This is a genomic window from Paraburkholderia sp. BR10954, assembly GCF_040965775.1.
GTDB lineage: Bacteria > Pseudomonadota > Gammaproteobacteria > Burkholderiales > Burkholderiaceae > Paraburkholderia > Paraburkholderia youngii.
Genome location: NZ_JBFRCK010000013.1, coordinates 64,111 through 86,323, shown reverse-complemented (window position 1 = coordinate 86,323; position 22,213 = coordinate 64,111). Strand labels below are relative to the sequence as shown.

The following is a 22,213-nucleotide window of genomic DNA, read 5'->3' as shown; positions in this document are numbered from 1 at the left end:
AAAAGCGTGCTGGCCACACTGATCGAGCGACAAGGATAGCCGGTCGATCGCTGCGTGTATTTGGGCCGTCGCCCATATTCCGCTCGAGGTGCGCGAAGTAGCATTCACATCTGCCAGGCGCCAACCGCATTTTTAGTTGGTGATCCTTTTATTTCTGCGTCGGGAGAGTCTTTTACCAATGCGCGCTTTACAGACAGATCTGATTCGCCATTGCATACCGGCCAAGCCATGACTGGATATCACGCTCGTTGGGACCATTCGCCTTTCGAAGCGGGTGCGCTGAGGACGTTCGCACGAACCATCCAATCTCTCGGGCTCGTTCGTACCGCTTCGCGCAACGGTCACGCCGGCGTGGCGTGTTCGTCTGACGCTGCTCCGAGCGCGCATCCCGACCTTCAGCTTATGCCCGATTTGTTACTGAACCCGCCTCTCGAAAATACGAACGCGCCTGAAGAATCCGTCCCGACACCACCGTCGAGCGTGAATCCGCGCGCGGACCGGATCGAGCCCGTGCTCACGAAGCCGGATGACTTCAGCGACCTGATCGCACTAGCCGACGAGGACGATGACGATCCGCTGCAGTTGCGGCGCGAACCGCATGCAGCGGAACGCGGCGGACACGACGGCATGGCAAAGCTTCTGGCAGCCGACATCGATGACGCGGACCCGCTCGCCGCGCTCACGCTCGAATACCGTGACGCGCTACTGAACCGGAAGAGCGAGAACGGGCCCGAGCCCAAGGCGTCAGCCGAAGCTCGGAGCGAGTCGATCATCGGGTCACCTCCCGATCCGTTCGCGGAACTTGTCGATCCGTCGCGGACGGAAGCGTCCGTGTTCGACCTGCTGACGCAGGGGAAGAACATCGACACCCTGCTCGATGGTCTTGACTCGTTCGGTGCCGAGCAGATTTTCGAGGCGGACCAAACGCGCGAGATCCTCGCGCTGCTCGCGCCGCGCGGAATTCCCGCACACCGTGCGGGCAGGACCGCGCTGCTCGCACGCGAAGAACATCACCTGGTCAGCATGGACAGCCACATCGCCATGCCTGAATCGATCGAATACGAAGAGCCTGCATTTTCAGATGAACATAACCGCTGACCTGCCCAAGTCGGACCCTCCAACCCTCAGCAGCCTGCTCGACGCGCAGACCTACGGCGAACTGAAGGAGCAAACCATCGACAAAGTGCGCAAGCATCCGTCGAACGTGCGCGAACGCTGGCTGCTGTTCGAGCTGTTGTGCCTGGACGGCGAATGGAACCGCGCGCTACAGCAGTTGCAGACGTGGGCCACGCTCGAGCCGGAAGGCACATCGCGCGCCCAGATGTATCGCGGGCTGATCCGCAGCGAGATGTTCCGCGCCGAGGTGTTCGCGGGTCAGCGCACGCCGGGCGAGATCGAGCCGCCGCTGCCCGAATGGGTGAAAACACTGCTGCAAGCCAACCTCGAGCTCGGCGAGGGCAATCTCGCCGCCGCCGACGAACTGCGCGGAGCCGCGTTTGACGCCGCGCCGGCCACGCGCGGCGAAAGCACGCCGATCGGCGAATTCGAGTGGCTGACCGATAGCGATAGCCGGCTGGGTCCGGTGTGTGAGCTGACCGTCGCGGGCGGTTATCGCTGGGTGCCGTTCGACTCGATGAAATCGCTGACACTCGGTCCGGTCACCGCGTTGACCGATCTCGTCTGGCGCTCGGCCGTCGTGGGCCTACGCGACGCAACTGTCCTGCGCGGCTATCTGCCGGTGCGCTATCCCGGCTCGGAAACTGGCTCCGCTGCCACCCGGCTCGCGCGCGAAACCACCTGGAAAGACGTTGGAGAAACGGGCGTGATTGCGCTCGGCCAGAAAACCTGGAGCACCGACAAGGGCGACATCGGCCTGCTCGACATCGCCGAATGCCGGTTCAATCACGACGAGCGCGTATGACCAGGTCCGACGCGCGGCACCGGCAAGCCTATATGCCGTCGCTGATCGACCGCCTGCTCGACGACGCGCCCGCGCGGCGCAGCGAGCGGCCCGACGCCTATGCGCCGAATAGCGAAGGCATGCGCCGCATCATCCAGCGTGATCTGAGCCTGCTGCTCAACACGACGAACCTGGACGACGAAAGGGACATCGCGCGCTACCCGATGCTAGCCGAATCGGTCGTCAATTACGGCATCCCCGCGTTGTCCGGCAGCTACCTCGCCAGTCGCAACTGGGAGACCGTCGAGAAGATGGTACGCAACGCAATCGTGCGCTTCGAGCCGCGTCTGATTCCCGAGTCGCTGCGCATCCGGCCGCTCAATAGCGAGAACCCCGTACGCTACAACCAGCTCGTGTTCGAGATTCACGGCCTCATGCGCTGGTCGCCCTATCCACTGGAATTTCGCATCCAGAGCGCATTCGACATCGAAACGAATCACGTCACGTTCGACGCGGATACCGGCAGGGGAAATTGACATGGACCCGCAATTTCTCGACTACTACAGCCGCGAACTGACGTACATGCGGGAAATGGCCGGCGAGTTTGCCGCGCAGCACCCGAAAATCGCGCGCCGCCTTGGCATGGAGGGCATCGACGTTGCCGACCCGTACGTGGAGCGGCTCATCGAGGCATTCTGCTTCATGTCGGCGCGCACGCAGATCAAACTCGATGCCGAGTTTCCGCGCTTTACGCAGCGCCTGCTCGAAGTGGTCTATCCGAATTACGTCGCGCCGACGCCGGCGATCGCGGTCGCGCAGTTGCGTCCGAGCCTGCGTGAAGGCGATTTCACGAAAGGGCTGAAAGTGCCCCGGGATAGCATGCTGCGCTCGGCCATCCCGCCCGGCGAGCAAACCGCGTGCGAATTCCGCAGCAGCCAGGACGTAACGCTATGGCCTATCGAGATCGTTGAAGCCCGGCTTACCGCCGTGCCACCGGATATCCCCGACACCGATCGCCATCTGTTGCCGCACGTGCAATTGCGCGGCGCTTTGCGGCTGCGCCTGCGCACAACCGGCGAAGTGAAGTTCAGCCAGATGACGAACTTCGACCGGCTGCCCATCTACATCGGTGGCGACGAACGTATCGCTTCGCATCTGTTCGAGCTGATCCATGCCGGTAGCGTCGCTTCGGTCGTGCGCGCGTATGGTGCGTCGCGAGACGAAGGGCACGTGGTCGCGAAAACGCCGGTCGCATTCGAAGGTCTGCAAGCGGAGCAGTGCCTGCTGCCGCTTACCTGGAATACGTTTCACGGCCACAACCTGCTGCAGGAATACTTCGCATGCCGCCAGCGCTTCTATTTCTTCGCGCTGACGCAGCTCGCGGCCGGTCTCGCGCGCGTGGACAGCAAGGAAGCGGAGATCGTGCTGCTGCTCGACCGTCTGCCGGAAGAGCTTGCCACGCACGTCGACGCAGCGCGTTTCCTGCTGTTCTGTACACCGGTCATCAACCTGTTTCGCAAACGCACCGATCGTGTCGAAATCAATCGAGCGCAAACCGATTTTCATCTGCTCGCCGACCGCACCCGGCCGCTCGACTATGAGATTTTTTCGGTGTCCCGCGTATTCGGTCAACGGGCGCAGACATCGCTCGAAGTCGAATTCAATCCGCTTTATCAAACACTGCATAGCGACGTGGGCAACCACGGCCGCTATTTTTCGGTGCGTCGCGAGCAGCGCGCGCTGTCCGCCAATGCGCGCAGGTACGGCACCCGCACGCCGTATATCGGCACCGAGGTCTACGTGTCGCTCGTCGATCAGGCGGAGGCGCCGTACGCCGACGACATCCGCTACCTGTCGGTCGAGGCGTGGGTCTCGAACCGTGACCTGCCGCGCCTGATTCCGCGTAACGGCAAAACCGACCTCACGATGTCCGACTCCGTGCCGATCGAAGGCGTGCGCCTCGTGCATGCACCGAGCGCGCCGCGCGCGCCGTACGCGAGCGGTGAAACGGCGTGGCGTCTGATCCGGCAGCTGAGCTTCAACTACATGCCGCTCGCCCAACTCGACCACGGCGACGGCGGCCAGGCGCTGCGCAACATGCTCGGCCTCTTCATCGCGCCGGGCGAGCGCGAACAGGCACGGCAAATCGAGGCACTGGTCGGTGCACGCACCGAACCGGTGGTGCGGCGTCTGCCGGGCGACGGGCTCCTCGTCTATGGGCGTGGCGTGCGCTGCGAACTGACGGTCGATGAAACCGGCTTCTCAGGCATCAGCCCGTATCTGTTCGGCCTAGTGCTCGAGCATTACCTCGCGCGCCACGTTTCGATCAACGTGTTCACGGAAACCGAACTTCGTTCGATGCAACGTGGCCTGATCACCCAATGGCGGCCGCGCATGGGCGGACGCGGAGCGGTATGAGCATGGCTGGGACATTTGCGAGCGCCGTTGCGCCGACGCGATCACCGCTCGATCCGCAATCGCTCGACGCCTGGTTCGATCCCGACACGCCGTGGCAGTCCGGCTTTCTGAGCCTGCTGCGCGCGATCGCCGCGCGCGACCCGCTGATGCCGTTGCCGGGCACCGCGAGCCTGCCGCAAGAAGAGCCGTTCCGGATCGGTCAGCACCCCACACTGGCCTTTGCGCCGCGCGAAATCGCGTCGCTCGGCACGCGAGACGGCCGCCTCGACGTGCGGCTGTTCGGGCTCGGCCTGTGGGGGCCGCAAGGGCCGCTGCCGCTGCATATGACGGAGCTGGCGCACAGTCGTGTGGAAAGCCACCAGGATCATGCGCTCGTCGGGCTCGTCGATCTGTTCCATCACCGCGCACTGTCGCAGTTTTATCGCGCGTGGGCTTCAGGGCAAGCCACCGCGTCGCTCGACCGTGCCGGCGACGAAACGTTTTCGTTCTACGTCGCCAGTCTGATCGGCGTCGATCCGGCCGAGGCGGGGCAGTCCTGTCTGCCCACGCACTCGCGTTACAGCGCGGCGGCGCACCTCGTGCGCGAGGCGCGAACGCCGCACGGCATCGAGGCGACGCTCTCGCATTACTTCGGTGTTCCGATGACCATCGAGGAGTTCGTGCCGCACTGGATCCACCTGTGCGCATCGGAACATACGAGGCTCGGGGTGCCGGGGCCCGCGGCGATCATCGGTGAATGCGCGCAGCTCGGCGAGGCCATTCCCGACCGGCAACACAAGTTCCGGCTCGTCGTCGGTCCGCTCGACCTCGATCAGTATCTGCGCCTCACGCCACACGGCGAGGACTTGCCGACGTTCGTCGAATGGGTGCGGGCCTTCGTCGGCCATGAATACGCGTGGGAGGTCAAGCTGCTCGTCAACCCGCGTGCGGCGCCACCCGCCTGCATCGGCACGTCTCAGAGACTTGGTTACTCGACGTGGCTCGGTGATTCCGTCGACGACCTTCCGGTCGTCGGCATGGTTTTCGAACCTGAACAGTACAACGACCGACCCCGGAGTTCCTTCGCATGAACGCCAACACTCCCGCCGTCGTGCTGCGCTACGCCGATCTGCTCGAACCGGTGTCGGCGCACGCGCCTTGCGGTCCCGATCTCGAATACGATCCGGCTTTCGTGATGCTGCAGGCGGCCGCGGCCCCACGCGCCGAAGCGCAGTACGGCGACTTCGTCGACGTGCCGCCAACGGCCAACTGGGCCGACATCGAACGCGATTGCCGCGCGCTGCTGCTGCGGACGAAAGACATCCGCCTCGCGGTGATCCTGTTGCGTTGTCGAACCCGGCTCGACGGCGCGGCCGGCCTGCGCGACGGACTGGCTTTGCTGCTGGCGATGTTCGAATGCTATGGCGAAGCGCTCCACCCGCTGCCAGTGTTCGAAGGCGAACGAGACCCGGCGATGTTCGCCAACGCGATCGGCGGACTCGTCGAACCGGATGGCATGCTGGCCGATGCGCGCGACATCCCGATGCCGCGGGCGGCCGGGCTGCAACTGCATTTGCGCGATATCGAAAAATCATTCGCGACGCCGCGCCAGAAGGACGCGCTCGCCCCTGAATCCGTCGCCCGCTTGCTAAAGGAATGGTGGGGCCGACGCGACGCGGCGATTGCCGCATTGGTCGAAGCGCAGGGTCTGACGCAGCGCATCGCTGACTGGTGCGATGAGACGCTCGGCGTCGATGCGCCCGATCTCGGCGCGTTGTCCCGAGCGCTGCAGCCATTCGCGCAGCATCGGGTGGACGGCGGCGGTGCGTCCGCGCCGGCGCCTGCGGCCCCCCGAGCCGCCAACGAGCAGGACAACGATATCGTGCGTGGACCGGCGCCGGCTAGCGTCGCTACGGCAACCCTCGCGCAGTCCGACGCGCCGGCCGATCCGCCAATCACCGCGCCGTGTCCAACGGATCGCTGGAGCGCGCTCGCAGCCATTCAGGAAACACGCATGTGGTTCGAACAAAACGAACCGAGCAGTCCCGTCATTGTTTTGCTGCGCCAGTCGGAACGAATGGTCGGCAAACGGTTTTCAGAACTCGCCCATATCATTCCCGCCGATTTACTCGCTAAATGGGATGAGTTCGACGGTTGAGGCAATGTGCGCGCATCTGCGTACTTTCTCCGCTGTCGGCCCCTACAGTCCGCCGGTCAACCAACAAGCTCCAATGAAAAGACTCGTTCAATTTTTTATCCTGATTTGCTTCGCGATACCCCATTTCGCGTTCGCCACCTGCACCCAGTTGAAGCCTGCACAAATCTCTGAACTGCTGTCTCAAGGCTACATCGCGGGGTATCCAATAGCGGTCAACATACCGTTTCAGGAAAGCTCGGTATCGATCGATCCGGGCTTACCGGTCGGCTCGGTGATCGCCACGGGCTTGTCGCCGGCGTACGCTACCTATGGGAACTTCGCGGACTGCACCAACGGGGGCACGGTCACATTCGGCTATTTCAACGCAACGCCGTCCACGATGTCAGGGGTCTATAACACCAACGTTCCCGGAATCGGCTTTCGTGTGACCTACCTTCGCGCGAGCGGCACGAATTCGCCACTTCCGTTTACGCCATCCTTTCCCGCCGGCGAGCCCAATCAGGTGATCTACGGTCGCTTCGGCATTGGCTCGCAGTTCCTGATCGAACTGGTCAAAACCGGCGACATCGCGAGCAACGTCGACGTGATGTTCAACACCTTGGGAACCGGCATTGCCGATGGTGACGGCAGTCGGGTCGTGACGATCACAGGCGGCAGCATCAACGTCAAGGTTCTTCCGAGTTGCTCGGTCAATACCAGCGCACTGAACATCGATTTCGGCACGTTCGGCCCAAGCGATGTGTCGACCACGAACGGGCCGACCCAGCCAGTCGACTTTACGGTGCTCTGCACCGGTCCCACGCCACCGGCTTCGATCACCGCTGCACTTTCCGGAACCCCCGATACCGAAGATAGCAGCATGTTGAAGAACACGGGCGCGACGCATCTTGCGATTCGTTTGCGGGACGTTTCAAGCAAAACCGTTTTCCGGCCCAACGATCCGTCGAGCACCCTCGTCCACGCACCGCGGGGCGCGATGCAATCGCCGTTCGCACTCGAGGCGACCGTGCTGCGCGTCGGCACAGCGACGCCAACCGCCGGCAAGATCCAGGCAACCGCAACAGTCACGATGACCATTCTTTAAACCGACTATCAACGGCGAACGTCTACCAGAAGCAACTAGCATGACCGAGATACCCGTGGCACCACCGAACTCGATCTTCGTGCAAATCGCGAGTTATCGCGACCCGCAGTTGGTCCCCACCCTGCTGGATTTGATCGACAAAGCTGGAAGGCCAGATCTGTTGCGGATCATCGTCTGCTGGCAGCATGCGCACGACGAAACGATGATCCAGTTCTGGCAGCAGGGCTTTGGCGAATGGCGAGCCGAACAGGCCGACAACTGGACCGTTCACCATCTCGGTCATCGTGAAGCGAAGATCGAATTGATCGACGTCCCCCACATGATGACGCAGGGCGCATGCTGGGCCCGCAATCTGGTCCAGCAGCGATACAGCAGTGAGCGCTACACGCTGCAACTCGACTCGCACCACCGCTTCGTCGACGGATGGGACACGCTCGCAATCGAGATGCTGGAGTCGCTACGCGATGAAAGCCCGAAACCCGTTCTGACCGCTTACCTTCCGATGTACGACCCCGAAAACGACGATGCGCGATCGAGCGACGAGCCGAGGATATTGGCCTATGCGAGGTTTTCCGGGGAAGGGGTCGTCCTGTTCCGCTCGAATACACTTTCCGACTGGAGAACCCGGGCTCGCCCGGTCCGTTCGCGCTTCTTCAGCGCACACTTCGCATTTGCCGACGGTCACTTTGCCGAAGTGGTCCGGCACGATCCCGACTATTTCTTTCACGGCGAAGAAATTTCGCTTGCCGTCCGTGCGTTCACCCACGGCTATGACCTGTACAGTCCGCACAGGCTGATCGGGTGGCACGAATATCTGCGTTCCTACCGCGTCAAGATGTGGAACGATCACAGTCACGAGGCCAAGGAACGGGGCGAAATCGACGAGCCCTGGCACGAGCGCAACGAGCGCTCATTGCAGCGCAATCGTGCGCTGCTCGGTATCGACGGACAAACGCTGGCTGACGCCGAGTTCGGCGAGTATGGACTCGGGGCCGAACGCACGCTCGCCGATTATGAGGCCTACGCGGGCATCAGCTTCAAGTGGCGCGGAGTTCAGCAGTCGGTATTGAATGACGATCCGCCTGTCCCGGGCTCTCAACGTCCCGACGAAGCGACATGGAAGGCCTCTCTGCTACGCGCAAACGACGTCCGTGTGTGCATACATCGGAATGGATTCGACAGGCATGTGCTCACGCCCGGCGTCGAGCACGCGTTGCCGGCCGCAACGTCGGTTGCCGTGGTGATCTACGACAACGGCGAGACGCAGCTGCGCCGGGAAACCGTCAACGCCAGCGGTCTTTCCCGATACCGGAAAAACGACTGGCTCGACTTCCATCTGACTTTCGAATCAGAACTTGGCCGGGTCCCAGCCAGTTACGTCGTGGAGTTGTTCGACGACGCCGGCAACGTATTGAGCCGGGTCCGACGCGTCATCGATGCATGACGCGTCCGCGACGACGACGCACCAAGACGCTTCCGGCGTCGCGCGGCCAAGAGGATTGCACCACGTCAGCGGATTCGGCGCGTAGCGGTATGGACTGGCTCCGGCTTCGCCGTTGCGATCGGGGCTGATGTAGCGGCCCGCGTGAGGATCATAAAAACGCGCGCCGTTGCAGTACAGCGTGGTTTCATCGTCGGCGTATTGGCCGGCATAGCGAAGCGGCTGCGCAAACGCGTCGCTGCTTTGCCACTCCGGCGTCACGAGACCGCCCCACGCACGATAACGCCCACGCCATACCACCCGGCCCGTCTCGTCCGTGAGCGCGACGGCCGTACCGGCCACGTCAGTGTGATAGTGATAGACCTGCGTGCTTTTGATCGCGCCATCATCGGCGAGGGTCTGGTCCACGCGAGCGAGCGGCGCGAAGCCGGTTGAGCCGTCGGGCTCGGGTTGATACAGGTAGGTGCGCAGTTCCATCGCGCGGTGCTGCTGGATCAGTCTGTGCCCTTGCCACAAAAAGCGCGTGAGCTGGTCGCGCTCCGGCATCGATAGCTGCTGCGTGCGCCGCGACGCAGTGGATTCGACACGCCTCGCGATACGCCGACCGATTGCGTCGTACTGGTAGCGCACGGTATGGCCGTTGCGATGCGCGGCGATGATGCGCCCCTCCGCATCCCAATCAAGCGATAGCGTATGGTCGCGGCCGCTTCTACGCACCAATTGTCCCCACACATCGTAGTCGTAACGATGTCCGCGGCATTCCCGCAACCGGTGGTCCGGACACACGGCCGGGAACCAGCTGCCGCCAGGCGTATCGAGCAGATTGCCAGCGGCGTCCCAAGTGAAATACTCGATGTCCCCGTTCTCCGACACCGATCGCAACAGACACCCACGCCGGTCGTAGTCGTACCACATCTGACCGTCGCTCTCGCCGCCCGTCCTGACGATCAGGTCAGCGAGACTGTAATCGGCTTCGCGCCACAATTCGGTGACAGATTCTGTCGCGGAGCCCGGCGTATCCACGTCGCGCCCCGTCACCGCGCGCCACCACACCGGCAAGCCGAGCGGCGAAAAGCCCGTATGCGTGCGCAAGCGACCTTGCGTGCGCGCAACCGGACGCCTCATCGCGTCATACCAGAAGCGCGCAATCTGCCGTTCGCCCAGTTCGATGAACGCGATGTCGCCGGTTTCGAAGCGGCGCGTACGCAGCTCCTGCCCCTGCGGCAGCTGAGTCGCGACAAGGCGTCCAGCGGCGTCGTACGTGTAACGCAGTGTGCCGTTTGCGCCGTGCTCGGCGATCAGACGGCCACCGGCGTCGTGTTCGAAGCGGATCTCATCCGCTCCGATACCGAGTAGCTCGCCTTCCGGTGTCGGCTCGCGGATCACGCCGTCGAGCAATCCGCCCGGCCCGTAGCAATATATATAGCGGTTATGCGCGGTTTCGCGCTTGGTCAGACGGCCCGCACGGTCGTAGTCGAACGTTTCGCAACGCTGTTGCTCGCCCGCCTTCCACGTGAGACAACGGACCTGCCCGCTAGCCGCATAGTCGAAGATGCGTTGCACGCCATCGGCGTCCGTGATCGACAGGCAACTGCTCGCATTCCACCGAAGCACCTGCACCGCGCCGTTCGCGCCTTCGATTCGAACCGGACGCCCATGTGCATCGTACCGACGCACGATCACGTGACCCTCTTCGTCGACCGCGCGTAGGACATTGCCGCGCCGGTCTCGATACCAGTGCCGGCTTCGGCCACTCGGGCCAACGAACGACGTGCGCTGGCCAGCCGCATTCCATCCGTGACGCTCGGCCTGTCCGTCCGGGCGCGTGATGGTCAACGGCCGGCCGAGGCCATCGCGCTCGATTCGCGTGACGGCGCCGAGCGCGTCGGTCACGCTCACGACGTAACCATTGACGTCATACTCGTAGCGCGTCGTGCTCCCGCCGACTCCCGTACGACGCGTCACCTGCCCCCACGCGTTATGCGCGAAGGTCGTGACGGTCCCCAGCGCATCCGTCGAGCGTACGACGTCGCCAGCGTCGCCATATTCGAAACGCGTGAATTCTCCCGACGGGGTCTGATAGTGCAATGGCTGTAGGCGATCGTTGCGTGCCCACATCCACGCACGGCCATCGCTCAACGCGACCGACACGGGCTCGCGTGACGCAAACGCATACTGTGTCGAGCGGGTGGCGCCCTGCGGGTCCGTCTCGCACGCGACGCGTCCGAGCGCATCGTATTCGATGCAAACCTCCCGCTCGCCGGGCAGTTGCAGTGTGACCGGCGCGACGGCGGCGTCGTAGCCGAACCGGTAGCATCGGCCGTCGAAGTCCGTGTGCGACAGCACGCGGCCCTGCTCGTCGTATTGCCAATGCGCCGCGTTGCCGAAGACATCGCTGACCTGAATGGTCCGGCCATCGAAGTCGTAGGCGAAGCGATCACGCGCGCCTTCCGACGTGACTCGTCGAACCACGCGCGCGGCGCCGCCGATCGTCTGCCATACGTAGCGTGTTGCCATGCCGAGCGCGTCGGCTTCTTCGACGATCCGCCCATCGCGGTATGCAAAGCGACGCACGATTTCGCCGACCCGGTTGCGCACCTCGTTGAGTTCGCCATGCTGGCTGTAGCCGTACTGAACCAGCGCGCCGGTTGGACCGCCGTCGACACACTCGACAGCGCTCAGACGCGGTCCCATCCGCGCTTCGTAGTGCATGCGCAGCTCGTGGCCGCAGGTCCCACGCATGCGCAGCAAGCGCCCGTCGGGGTCCCAGATCAGGCCGATCCGCTGCTGACGCAGATCCTCGACGTATTTGAGCCGTGCGATTCCGTTGGCGTCGAATTCGCCGAACACGCGGTAATGCGGCGTCAGATCCGCAACGACGAGGCTTCCGTCGCTTCGATGCGCGATGTGCAATTGCGCAGCCGACGCTATTACCTGTGTCCCCCGCTCGGGAAACGGCACGCTGAGCGTGCTGCCGTATTCGTCGGTATAGAGCAGTTGATCGTCCCGCTTATGCAGCGTGACTTCCCAGTTCGTGCGCCAGCCAACCCCGAGCAATCCGGGCGCATGCTGCGCGCTCGAATAACAACGCGACCATGCAAGCGGAAGACGGCCTCGCAGCCTGAAGTCGGTTTCGTCGGCGGGCAGGCAGATTTTGCTGCCGCTGATCACATCGACCGAGCCGCACAGAATGCCAGACAGCGCACGACGCATTCGAAAGCGGTCGACCAGGTCGCCGAGGCGCTCACAGCGATCGACCAACGGTCCGACACAGGCGACGGGCAATACGACGCCGGGCAGTCTGACCAGCTCGGCGCCGATTCCCGCGAGACCCGTCGTCACGTGGCTACCGTCGTCATCATGAACCGATGCGCACGTCTGGCGAACCAGCGGAACACGGCGCGCCACACGAAACCTTGCCGCCAACCAATGCCGCCGGCAGGTTGTTGATCAGCACCGTCCCCGAACCCGCGACCACAGCTTGGGAGCCCGGGTGCAGCGTGCAAACGGCAGAGCTCATACCGACCAGCGCCGCAGGCATTTGATTGATGAAGACCGTCGGGGAACCCCCGGCGATCGAACCGCCATGTCCGATCGCATCGCCTTTGCGAGCCGCTGGAAACATGATCGATTTTCTCCTAATGAAAATTGAAAGACCGTGCAGGGCGATGCGCGAAGGCATTCGCGGGCTGCACGGTATTGCGAAATACGCTGTTACGCGTCGTTGCCGGTTGCCGGCGGTGTTTCAATCGGCGGCGGCGGTTCTTCCGACGGTGGCGGTTCTTCCGACGGTGGCGGCTCCTCCGATGGCGGTGGCTCCTGTGATGGCGGCGGCTCCTCCGACGGTGGCGGCTCTTCCGACGGTGGCGGCTCCTCCGATGGCGGTGGTTCCTCCGATGGCGGGGGCTCCTCCGATGGCGGTGGTTCCTCCGATGGCGGTGGCTCCTCCGACGGCGGCGGCTCTTCCGACGGCGGCGGCTCTTCCGAAGGCGGCGGCTCTTCCGACGGCGGCGGCTCTTCCGATGGCGGGGGCTCCTCCGATGGCGGCGGCTCCTCCGACGGCGGTGGCTCTTCCGACGGCGGCGGCTCTTCCGATGGCGGTGGCTCCTCCGAAGGCGGCGGCTCTTCCGACGGCGGCGGCTCTTCCGACGGCGGTGGCTCTTCCGACGGCGGTGGCTCTTCCGACGGCGGCGGCTCTTCCGTCGGTGGCGGCTCCTCCGATGGCGGTGGCTCCTCCGATGGCGGCGGCTCCTCCGATGGCGGTGGCTCTTCCGATGGCGGTGGCTCCTCGGAAGGCAGCGGCTCTTCCGATGGCGGCGGCTCTTCCGTCGGAAGTGGATCTATCGTCGGAAGTGGTTCCTCCGAAGGCGGCGGCGGAATAATTGGAACGTCCAGCGCATCAAGCACCACTAAAGGAACCGGCACCGTCACTGCGCTACCGCATTCCATGTCACCGGGGTTGAGGTCCAGAGGCGTGCCTTGCACCACAACTCGGGTGTCGCCCTGGATGCGGATCGACTTACCGATGAGCTTGATCTCGCCATCCTTGTTCATCGTCAGAGACGACTTGCCGCACACGATGGACAGCACCCCTCCAGCCGACAGCGAATAGGCTCCGCCCACCGCGTGCGTTGACGCGCCACCGACCGTGACCGTACGTGCCCCGCCTACCGTCAGAGTGGAGGCACCCCCAACCGCAGTCTCGTCGAGCCCCCCGATCGAAACGAACTGTCCAAGATCCACGGAATGGAAGGCAACATTCTTCACCCTCATCGAATACTTGCCGCCAACGACCGTGCTGGAAGTCGCCCCAACGGTCATGCTGTGCGCCGCGGCCACGCCGATCGTGTAGTCGGCACCGATCACGTGCGATTCGTTGAGCTTCGTCAGGCGGTTCATGTCCCGCTCAGCCTGCACCGTGAATTCCTCGGCACCCGCCTTGTCCTCGAAGCGAATGCTGTTGTAGTTCTGCAAGCCCCCTTTCATCGACCGGCTCATGAAACCGCTTTGCGTCGCGTTGCCTGGCAACTCATAAGGCGGACGCGTCACCGTGTTGTACAGACTCCCGGTGATCAGCGGACGATCCGGGTCGCCGTTCCAGAAATCGACGATGACTTCCTGGCCGATGCGCGGAATATAGATGCCACCGAAACCCTGACCGGCCCACGCCTGGCTCACACGGACCCAGCAGGAGTCGGTTTCGACGTTGCGGCCATAGCGGTCCCAGACGAAGCGGACCTTCACGCGACCGAATTCGTCGGTCCACAATTCCTTGCCCTCGGGACCCACGACGACAGCCGACTGAGGCCCGCTGACGATCGGTTTCGACGTCTCCCGCGGCAGTCTGAACACTTCGCTCGTCGGCTGTACGTCGAACTTGTTGCTGCAGGTGTACTCGTAACCGCTACCCGATTCATCCGGCGTACCGATCAGGGCGAGTTTCGTACCGATCACGAGGTATTCGCAGTTCGCAGCCGTATGGTCGTAGTGGGTCAACCCAAACGTCTGCCCGCACGCGAGTCCGCGCACGTTACCTTCGCCTTGCGCTCGCGTGCCCGGCGCGCGCAGCGCTTCCATGCGCGTACGCGCGAGCAGTTCACCGTGGTTGCCGTCGGTGTAGTCGCCCGGCCAGTCGTAGCGCTCGAGCAGGTTCCAGCTGGTATCGCGCGGCTGTTGATTGATCGCTCGCATGTCGGCACGCGAACGCGTGAAGTCGAAGTCGCTCGTCAGATAGTGACCGGTGCACAGAACTTCCGCCGTCGAAAACGCGCTGATGTATTCGGTGTCGGTCTTGCCGTTCTGCGGTTGGAACGCGAGCGTCCGGTATGCGGAGTTCGGCGACTGGCGGTGCGCGCCAATGTGATCGCACAGCACGAGCCGGTGCTTGCCGTCGGCATGCTCAAAAAACCAGTAGATGCCCCACTCCTCCATCAGGCGTTGAATGAAGTGGTAGTCGGTCTCGCCGTACTGGACCTGGAACGCGCGCGGCTCGTTGGTCGGACTCTCACCCTCGAGCGCATAGCGGCTCACGTCGAGACGCTTTTCGACCGGATACGGATAGTCCTTCAGAACCTCGTCGATGATCTCGATGACCGTCTTGTTCTGGAAAATCTTGTAGTCGGTCGTCAAGGTGGCCAGCCACAGCCAGGGCTTCAGCACGACACGATAGACGTTGTAGCGGCCTTCCCGACGCAGGTATTGCGCGGCGGCGACGAGTCCGGTGATTTCGCGCCGAGCCGCTTCGGGATCGGCGCTCGGCTCGAGGTCGATTGCGACGGTCATTTCCTTTCCTAGCAGCGCCTTCAGGTCGAGATTGGCACTGACGGCAAGCGGCACCGTGTAATCGTCGGGCGTGCGCAGCAGCAGTTCGTATTCGAACAGCTTGCCGAGATGCTCGTCGCCGTTCAGCGACATGAACTGCAGCGCCGGCTGCGTCAGTCCGTCCGCGCTCTGAGCCGGCCACTTCGGTATCGCCGCGCTGGATACGGTCACTGCGCGGCTTTGCACACCTATCGCGTTCAAGGGATTACTTGACATGCACTCCTCTAAGTTCTCTTTATCGAAAAGGCGCTACAGCTCATTGGGACGATGCGGTGCCTGACGACGCGTCCGCTCGCCTTGCCAGCGTGTTTCCACTGCCAGGGCAGCGAAAATCCCGCAGCAACGCGGTGAGTTGCGGTCCCGACTGCCCGCCCGATGTCAGTTCGATAACCGCGTGCCGGTCGTCGAAATTGAAGTCCACTGCCGAACGGCTCGACGACAATGTCGACGTCACACGACCCCGGTCGATCAGACGGAACAGCGCCCATGGACCCTCGGTCATCACGGTCGACGTGTCCGGACGCACGCGCGGATTCGCGGTGAGGCCGGCCATCGAGCCGCCGCGCGGCCCCGGCCATGTGATCGGGAATGTCGCGACCGGACCGTGCGCATAGCGCAGGCTTTGCCCGTCGACGTCGATGAGCAGATCGGTAATCTCGGGGTCCAGCGACACGACCTTGAGGCCCGCATTCCACGACATCCGGGTCGCGCCGGGATCGCGGAAAAATGTCTGGCGGATCGCCGCGGCGCGCTCGAACGGTTCGAGGCTCGGTCCCTGCATGGGCGGCATGCCGGGGCTGACCGGTTTATAGCGCCACGGCCGTATGCTCGTATCGACACGGCTGGCAAGCGTCTTGTGGAAGAAGTCGTCGAGCAGGCCGCCGGCCGCGAACACGCGGTTGAAATCGTCGATGTCGACTTCCTGGACGCTCGCGACGAACGGATATTTGCCGTCGACAGCACGGCGGCATTGCGCGCCAACGCTCGATTCGACCTGCATCGTCAGCAGCGACCCGACGTTGCGGTCCACCTTGCGCATCGACTGCGTCGCGAGGCCCACGAGCACGGCCCGAAACGGCGGCGGCAGCTTCTGCGCCTCGAGCTGCATCGTGGCGCCGAGGTCGTCCGTCGGCGGCATGCTGTTGGTGGCGAGCACGTCGCCGGCGGTCGTCAATCGCGTGTACTGCTCGTTGATCAGCCCGATGACGCCGCCCAGCTGCAGCACGCCGCTGCCGCCAGGCAGCGCGCTCCCGCTATCGGCCTGGCCGGTCACGACTTCGCGCAGCGCGGCAAAGCGTCGGTCGACCAGTTCACGTTCCATCTTCTGCTGCGCGAGCTGTCCGATGGTGGCGGTTGCGGCCACGGCGCTCGCGGCGCGCGCCGCCTGCGAGCGACGCATGATCCCGTTGATGGCACTCCCGGCGGCCGACGATTCGTCCGCGCCGTCAGCGACCGACAGCGACGTCTCGCGCGCGGCGGTTCGCGCGAGTCTCGCCAGCGGCGAATCCGGCGCGGCCAGCGTACGCAGCGTCTGCAGATCGGGCGCCAGCGTGCCTTCGCTGCCGGACACCGGTCTCACGTCGTCGAGAAACTGGCTCCAATAGTTGCCATAGTCGGTCAAGTATTGGCGACGGATATCGTCGGCGAGCTTGTTCTTGCGCAGCGCGTTGCCGTTTGCCATGTGCCGCCACCGCGTCGATGTATCGGCCTCGCCCATCACCCACGCGTCCTGTTTGCGCGCCTGCTCGAGAAATTCCGGCAGGCGCTTGTTGAATACCGCGTGATAGCCGTCGTAGGTATAGAGACCGGGGATGCCTCGCGCGAGCGTCGAGCCGTTGGCCAGCATGAACACGGTAGTGGCCTGCGGACCACCGGCGCTCAGCAGCGTGACGTTCTCGGGCGCCTCCGGCGCCATGGTGTTCATCGCGCGTTCGTAGAGCCGTCCGGACGCCGGATTGCGGCCGAGGAACTCGCGCGCGCGACGCACTAGCTGCGCATTCACCGGTTTTGCCGGCACCGCGGGCACCCCTTCACCGATCAGCGCGTCGAGGTGTCGCGCCATCACACTGCGCTCGCCGAGCGGTGCGACGCTGTTGGCGTGCTCCCAGTCGCCGAGCACCCAGGCCTTGATCGCTTTCGCGTCGTAGTGCGAGCGGTCGAACAGCATCAGATAGACCGTCAGCGTGCGATAAACGCCGTCCGCGTCCTGCGCGCCGATTTGTGTATCGAGCACCGTTTCGAGCCGGCCGATGACTTGCGGCAGCAACATCTGTTTCAGCAGACCGTCGTAGGTCTCGCCGGCGGCGGCGCTGATGGCGGGCGCCGTGTACAGCCCGTAGCGCCATGCGAGACCGGGACTGTCGAGTTCGATGCCGTCGAACTGCGGCAGGTCACGCGACGCTGACAGCATCGACCCCATCGCCCCGGGCTGCGGCGCCTTGCGCTGCGACAGGACCCGCGCGGCGAGCCCATTGGCCTTGGCGTCGATCGCGGCAAGATACTCGCGGTTATTGTCGAAGCTAACGACGAGCGCACCGACTAGCCACACCGCGACGACGATCGCGAGCAGATGCCCGACAACACGCAACGCGCGGAAACGGATTTCCCAGTACAGGTTTGGCCGCACCAGATGCGCTTCGGCCAGGATCACGTGCTGAAACAGATTGCGCAGGAAATAGCCGCGATAGGCGGTAGGCGTAGCGCCACCGGATGACGGCGAGACCGTTTTCGGCGCGGCGCCGAACGAACCCGCAAGCCCGCGACGCAGCCGCTGCAACAGTGTGGTGCGGTCGGCGGACACGGCCCCGTGAGTTTGCGCCGCGCTCGTGAAATAGACGCCGCGCAGCGTGCTGTTCAATTGTGTGTCGTCGTATTTCGAATCGAGAAACACCAGCGCAAGCAGTTCATTGAGTTCCGCGCACAGGCTACGAAATTCAGACGGCAACGCATAAAGCTTCTTGCGCAGATCGACCTCGTACACCTCTTGCAGCCTCGTGTTGATGCTGTCTTCGAGTCCCTGCTCCAGCTCACGCATCTCGGCCGCGCAGGCCACGCGCAATGTGTCGCGGCCGTGTTGTTCCGGCTCCTCCTGATAAGGCAGTGTGAAGCCGAAAATCTGCGCGCGGCTCTCCGCCGTCAACGACTGGAAATACTCCCCGAAGCCGGGCAACAAATCGAGCTTCGTGACGAGTACGTAGACGGGGAATCGAATCCCTAACTGCTGGCGCAGCTCGCCAAGCCGCGCGCGCATCGACGCGGCGAGCGCCTTTCGTTCGGACGCGGGGCGCGTCAACAACTCTTCGACCGAAACGGCCAGCAGCGCTCCGTTGATCGGCGCGCGCGGGCGCCGCTTGCGAAGCAGTCCGAGAAAGCCGCGCCATTCGGCCTCGTTCGCGCTCTTCAGGTCTTCCGGTTTCACGTCGATCTTCGCGGCGTCTTGCGATGCTGCGTCCTGAACCGTATAACGGCCAGCGGTATCGATCAGCACCGCCTCGTTCGCGAACCACCAGTCGCAATTCTCAGTTTCGACGCGGCCTCTCAGCGACGCTGCGGCCATCTGCTCCGCCTCCGGAAAATCCAGACCCGAGTTCAGGACCAACGTCGTCTTGCCGGCGCCCGGCGAGCCCACCACCATGTACCACGGAAGTTCGTACAGATAGCGCTGGCTTTCGAGCAGACGACGCAGCCCCGCCGGTCCGCCGCGCATGCGTTTGAGTTTGTCGATGGCCTTCGCGACGACTGCGTGAAGCGCGCGGATTTCGTCACGTGCGACAGGGGTCGCGGCCGACTTCTTCGTGAACGGGTTCAGAACGCGCTGCAGCAGCACGTCGTCGCTGCGCACTGCCCGCCACAGGCGATACAGCCCATAGATCGCGTAGCAGGCAAGCAGCACCGAGATCAGCAACACGCGGGACCATGTGGTGCCGAGCGGATGAGTTTCGCCGAACGCGAGTATCGGTCCGAAAAACCAGAGCGCGACATACAGCAACGCGACGCCGATGACGCCCGGCGACCAGCCGAGCAGCCAGAACAGCAGCAGCAACAACAGCACGACGATCGACAGCGCGCGCGAGAACACGCTGTCGAGCGGCCGGTAGTCGCCAAAAGCGATCAGAGGCCCCACGAACCAGACAGCCGCAGCCGCCACGAGGATCGCGGCGAGCACCAGCGTCTGGCGCGTCAGCACCAGTTTCGATAAGCGGTTCAAATAAGACATCAAGGCTTTCCCGTTAGTGCGTGACGAAGACTTCCACGCGTCGATTGCGGGAACGACCTTCCGCTGTAGTGTTGTCCGCGACAGGTCGTGCATCGCCCTTGCCGACGGCCAGGATGCGATTGGCAGGCACGCCGTGCGCCTTCAATACGTCGGCGACGAACGCCGCGCGCTGTTCCGATAACACCCGGTTGTCGGGAAACTCCGCCGTATGGATCGGCTGGTTGTCGGTGTGCCCGGTCACCGTGACATGTCCGCCGACCCGCGCGACCTCCTGCGCAACCCTGCTCAGCACTGGATCCAGTTCCGGTCGAATGCGGCTTTGCCCCGGAAGAAACACGTAGTCGCCACGAAACACGACCCGGCTGCTGCGCTCGTTCTCTTCGACCAGGACCTGGCCGCGAGCAATCTCATCCTTCAGCAGAACGGACAGGCGCAAGCGCTCGTGAATGACCGGAGCCGCGACCTTGATCGGCACTCCGATCGCGAGAATCTTTGCTTGCAGCGCATTGCTTTGCGCCAGAAGCCGATACTCGTACCAGGTGAACAACGAGAACACGCATAGCGCGGCGACGCCCACCGTCGCCCAGACCGGCACGCTTTTCAGCAGCCGCATCCTGCCCGGCTCCTCGCCGCGCCAATGCGGCGACAGTTCGAGCCGCAGCGTGTCGCGCGTGCCGCTGATGAGCGTCAGCATCCGCTGCCGGATCTGCTCCAGATGACGTGGACCGTCCGCGGCAACGCTGTAGCGTCCTTCGAATCCTAGGCTGAGAACGCGATACAGCACCTCGAGCACGTCGATGTACTCCTGGGGGTCGGTTGCCATGCGGCCGATCAGCAGGAAGAACTTCTCGCCACCGTCCACCTCTCCTTCGAAGTTCAGCAACAGACCCCGTGCGGCCCAGATGCCACCGCTCCCCCAACGCGTGCGGTTGGCGGCTTCGTCGAGCGCGGTGGACAGCGCGTAACGAACAGCCGCCACATGTTTCCACGGCAAACCTGCTTTGTCGCAGACCTTCTGGAATGCGGCGACCTCACGCACCAGCAGCGAGCGCAAGCTCGCGACCGCGGCCAACGAATCGAGCGAAGCCGGCATGTCTGCCAGCATGCGCAACAAAGGCTGCGCGGCTTCACGCAATGGATTGCGCGCGGTCTTCATGCGCTCGAGGCGCGTCTGCACCTCTTCCGGCGGATCGAAGGCGGTCGCATCGACGACCGGTTCCTGATTGGCGGCGGCCGCGGTTGCGGGACGGCCAGCGGGCAATCCAGACGGCAGGCTCTGGCAAGAAGCGGTGTTCTCGGGGTTCAGCAGAAAGTCGAACGCATCATCCCCGTATGCGCCGGTACTCATTTTTGACGCACGCCCCACAGTTCAAGCTTGAGTTCCGGGAAGTGTCCGGCGACATGCATGGCAAGCCCTCCGTGCCGTGCAATCTGCTCCCAGAACGGTCCGGTACGCGACAGTTCGAAATATATAAAGCCCGAGTTGAACGGAATCTGGCGCGGAGGAACCGGCAGCGCGGCTATGGTCAGACCCGGCAGGTGCGAACGGATCAATTCCGGCAAGCGCTGTGGATGGCTGATCTTCGTTTGGGCAAGAAACTGCTGCTGCAGCAACTCGGAAGGCATCTGCGCGCCCACCGCGAGCACGAGGCTCGAATAGCCTGCCAGTTCGTTCGGCAACATGGCGGCCGTGCGGATGCCGTGCGCCTGCTCCGTAAGCGCAATCGGCTGCGCACCGCGAATCAACACCTGGTTCAACAGATAGTGAACCTCCTCGACGAGCGGCCTGATACTGCTGTACAGCTGCGCGTGGTCATAGCCTGGAGCCGGCCGCGGACGACGCGTTTGTGGACGCACGAAGGTCGAAAGCTCGCCGGCAAAAAGCGCGAGCTCGCGATACAGGTTTACCGGCGCTGTTTCCTCGAGCTGGCAAATATGTTCGAGCAGCGGCTCATAGCGATTGAGCACCTGGAGCAGCAGATAGTCGGCCACTTCGGCCGCCGCACCCGACCGACCATCGGCACCTGACAGCCGAGCGGCGAGCGCGTCGGCGCGTAGTCGCGCGAGGCCGTGCAGCTGCATCGCCCATTCGCGCAGCAGTGGATTCGCGCCGTAGCCGGTCACGGGCGGAATGTGGTCGGTGCTGTGCAGCGACACGGCGCCGTCCGCGTGCAGCGCCTTCACGCGCGTCAGCGCAACACCGATCCAGGACTGTGTCAGCTCTTTCTCGGGCAACAGCCGCAGGCGCAGCTTCGACAGTTGGACGGGCTTCGGGCCCTGGCCGATCGCATTGCTGTCGCGCAGTTCCGTGTCGTACGCATGGTAACGGGCCAGCGATCCGCTCTGCTCGGTGAAGCCGGTTTCCTCGGTATTCGGCAGGCGAAGCGGGATCGCCAGGTAAATCACCTGCTCCTGATGTTCCGGTCCGATCGTCAGTGGGGGCGGAGGCTGCGTCAGACCCGGCACCTCGAACGGCGTGCCGTCCGGAAATACGCCGAGCCCGCTTTTGAATACCAGCTTGCCGAACGCGAGCGATTCCTGATCGATTTCATAACGGCTGAAGCCCCAGAAAAACGGGCTCAGCGGCGCACTGCGGCGATGGGCGAACGACTCGAAATATCGTTCCTGCTGCTGAAACAATTGCGGGCGCAGGAAAAGTCCCTCGCTCCAAACAACTTTGCTATACCAACTCATCG

14 protein-coding genes are annotated in these 22,213 nt (G+C 63.7%); 8 read left to right on the top strand and 6 right to left on the bottom strand.

Features of this window, described 5'->3' with window-relative positions:
* The first annotated feature begins 54 nt into the window (after window positions 1–54).
* From AB4Y34_RS19330 to AB4Y34_RS19295, 8 genes are read left to right on the top strand one after another with little or no spacing between them, the layout of a single operon-like run.
* Complete coding sequence (locus AB4Y34_RS19330; protein WP_368716889.1) at window positions 55–1,098, top strand: TagK domain-containing protein; 1,044 nt, start codon at window positions 55–57, stop codon at window positions 1,096–1,098.
* Window positions 1,082–1,921 (top strand): type VI secretion system accessory protein TagJ, encoded by an 840-nt coding sequence (locus tag AB4Y34_RS19325; protein WP_368716888.1) that lies wholly within the window; start codon window positions 1,082–1,084, stop codon window positions 1,919–1,921. Before AB4Y34_RS19330 ends, AB4Y34_RS19325 begins: the two co-directional genes overlap by 17 nt.
* Window positions 1,918–2,436, top strand: coding sequence for a type VI secretion system baseplate subunit TssE (gene tssE, locus AB4Y34_RS19320; protein ID WP_176378501.1), 519 nt, complete (start codon window positions 1,918–1,920; stop codon window positions 2,434–2,436). The genes AB4Y34_RS19325 and tssE overlap by 4 nt, the downstream gene beginning before the upstream one ends.
* Window position 2,437: 1 nt before the next feature.
* A complete protein-coding gene (gene tssF / locus AB4Y34_RS19315; RefSeq protein ID WP_176378502.1) occupies window positions 2,438–4,318 on the top strand; it encodes a type VI secretion system baseplate subunit TssF in 1,881 nt (626 codons plus the stop codon).
* A gap of 2 nt (window positions 4,319–4,320) precedes the next feature.
* Window positions 4,321–5,388, top strand: coding sequence for a type VI secretion system baseplate subunit TssG (tssG, locus tag AB4Y34_RS19310; RefSeq protein ID WP_368716887.1), 1,068 nt, complete (start codon window positions 4,321–4,323; stop codon window positions 5,386–5,388).
* Window positions 5,385–6,455 (top strand): ImpA family type VI secretion system protein, encoded by a 1,071-nt coding sequence (locus AB4Y34_RS19305; protein WP_176378504.1) that lies wholly within the window; start codon window positions 5,385–5,387, stop codon window positions 6,453–6,455. Before tssG ends, AB4Y34_RS19305 begins: the two co-directional genes overlap by 4 nt.
* A complete protein-coding gene (locus AB4Y34_RS19300; RefSeq protein WP_368716886.1) occupies window positions 6,439–7,539 on the top strand; it encodes a fimbrial protein in 1,101 nt (366 codons plus the stop codon). Before AB4Y34_RS19305 ends, AB4Y34_RS19300 begins: the two co-directional genes overlap by 17 nt.
* 40 nt (window positions 7,540–7,579) lie before the next feature.
* Window positions 7,580–8,983 (top strand): GlcNAc-transferase family protein, encoded by a 1,404-nt coding sequence (locus AB4Y34_RS19295; protein WP_368716885.1) that lies wholly within the window; start codon window positions 7,580–7,582, stop codon window positions 8,981–8,983.
* Here AB4Y34_RS19295 and AB4Y34_RS19290 read toward each other — a convergent pair.
* From AB4Y34_RS19290 to tssK, 6 genes are all read right to left on the bottom strand, one after another.
* Window positions 8,888–12,322 (bottom strand): RHS repeat-associated core domain-containing protein, encoded by a 3,435-nt coding sequence (locus tag AB4Y34_RS19290; protein WP_368716884.1) that lies wholly within the window; start codon window positions 12,320–12,322, stop codon window positions 8,888–8,890. The two genes, AB4Y34_RS19295 and AB4Y34_RS19290, sit on opposite strands and share 96 nt — an antisense overlap.
* Window positions 12,323–12,338: 16 nt before the next feature.
* Entirely contained in the window at window positions 12,339–12,605 is a 267-nt protein-coding gene (locus tag AB4Y34_RS19285) for a PAAR domain-containing protein (RefSeq protein WP_176111993.1), read from the bottom strand.
* Window positions 12,606–12,694: 89 nt separating this feature from the next.
* On the bottom strand, window positions 12,695–15,517 hold the full coding sequence (locus AB4Y34_RS19280) for a type VI secretion system Vgr family protein (RefSeq protein ID WP_368716883.1): 2,823 nt from the start codon (window positions 15,515–15,517) through the stop codon (window positions 12,695–12,697).
* Window positions 15,518–15,557: 40 nt separating this feature from the next.
* Window positions 15,558–19,517: a type VI secretion system membrane subunit TssM gene (gene tssM / locus AB4Y34_RS19275; protein WP_368716882.1), complete on the bottom strand. Its 3,960-nt coding sequence runs from the start codon at window positions 19,515–19,517 to the stop codon at window positions 15,558–15,560.
* Between the two features lie 13 nt (window positions 19,518–19,530).
* Complete coding sequence (gene tssL, locus AB4Y34_RS19270; RefSeq protein ID WP_368716881.1) at window positions 19,531–20,865, bottom strand: type VI secretion system protein TssL, long form; 1,335 nt, start codon at window positions 20,863–20,865, stop codon at window positions 19,531–19,533.
* Complete coding sequence (gene tssK / locus AB4Y34_RS19265; protein WP_176378510.1) at window positions 20,862–22,211, bottom strand: type VI secretion system baseplate subunit TssK; 1,350 nt, start codon at window positions 22,209–22,211, stop codon at window positions 20,862–20,864. The genes tssL and tssK overlap by 4 nt, the downstream gene beginning before the upstream one ends.
* Between the last annotated feature and the right edge of the window lie 2 nt (window positions 22,212–22,213).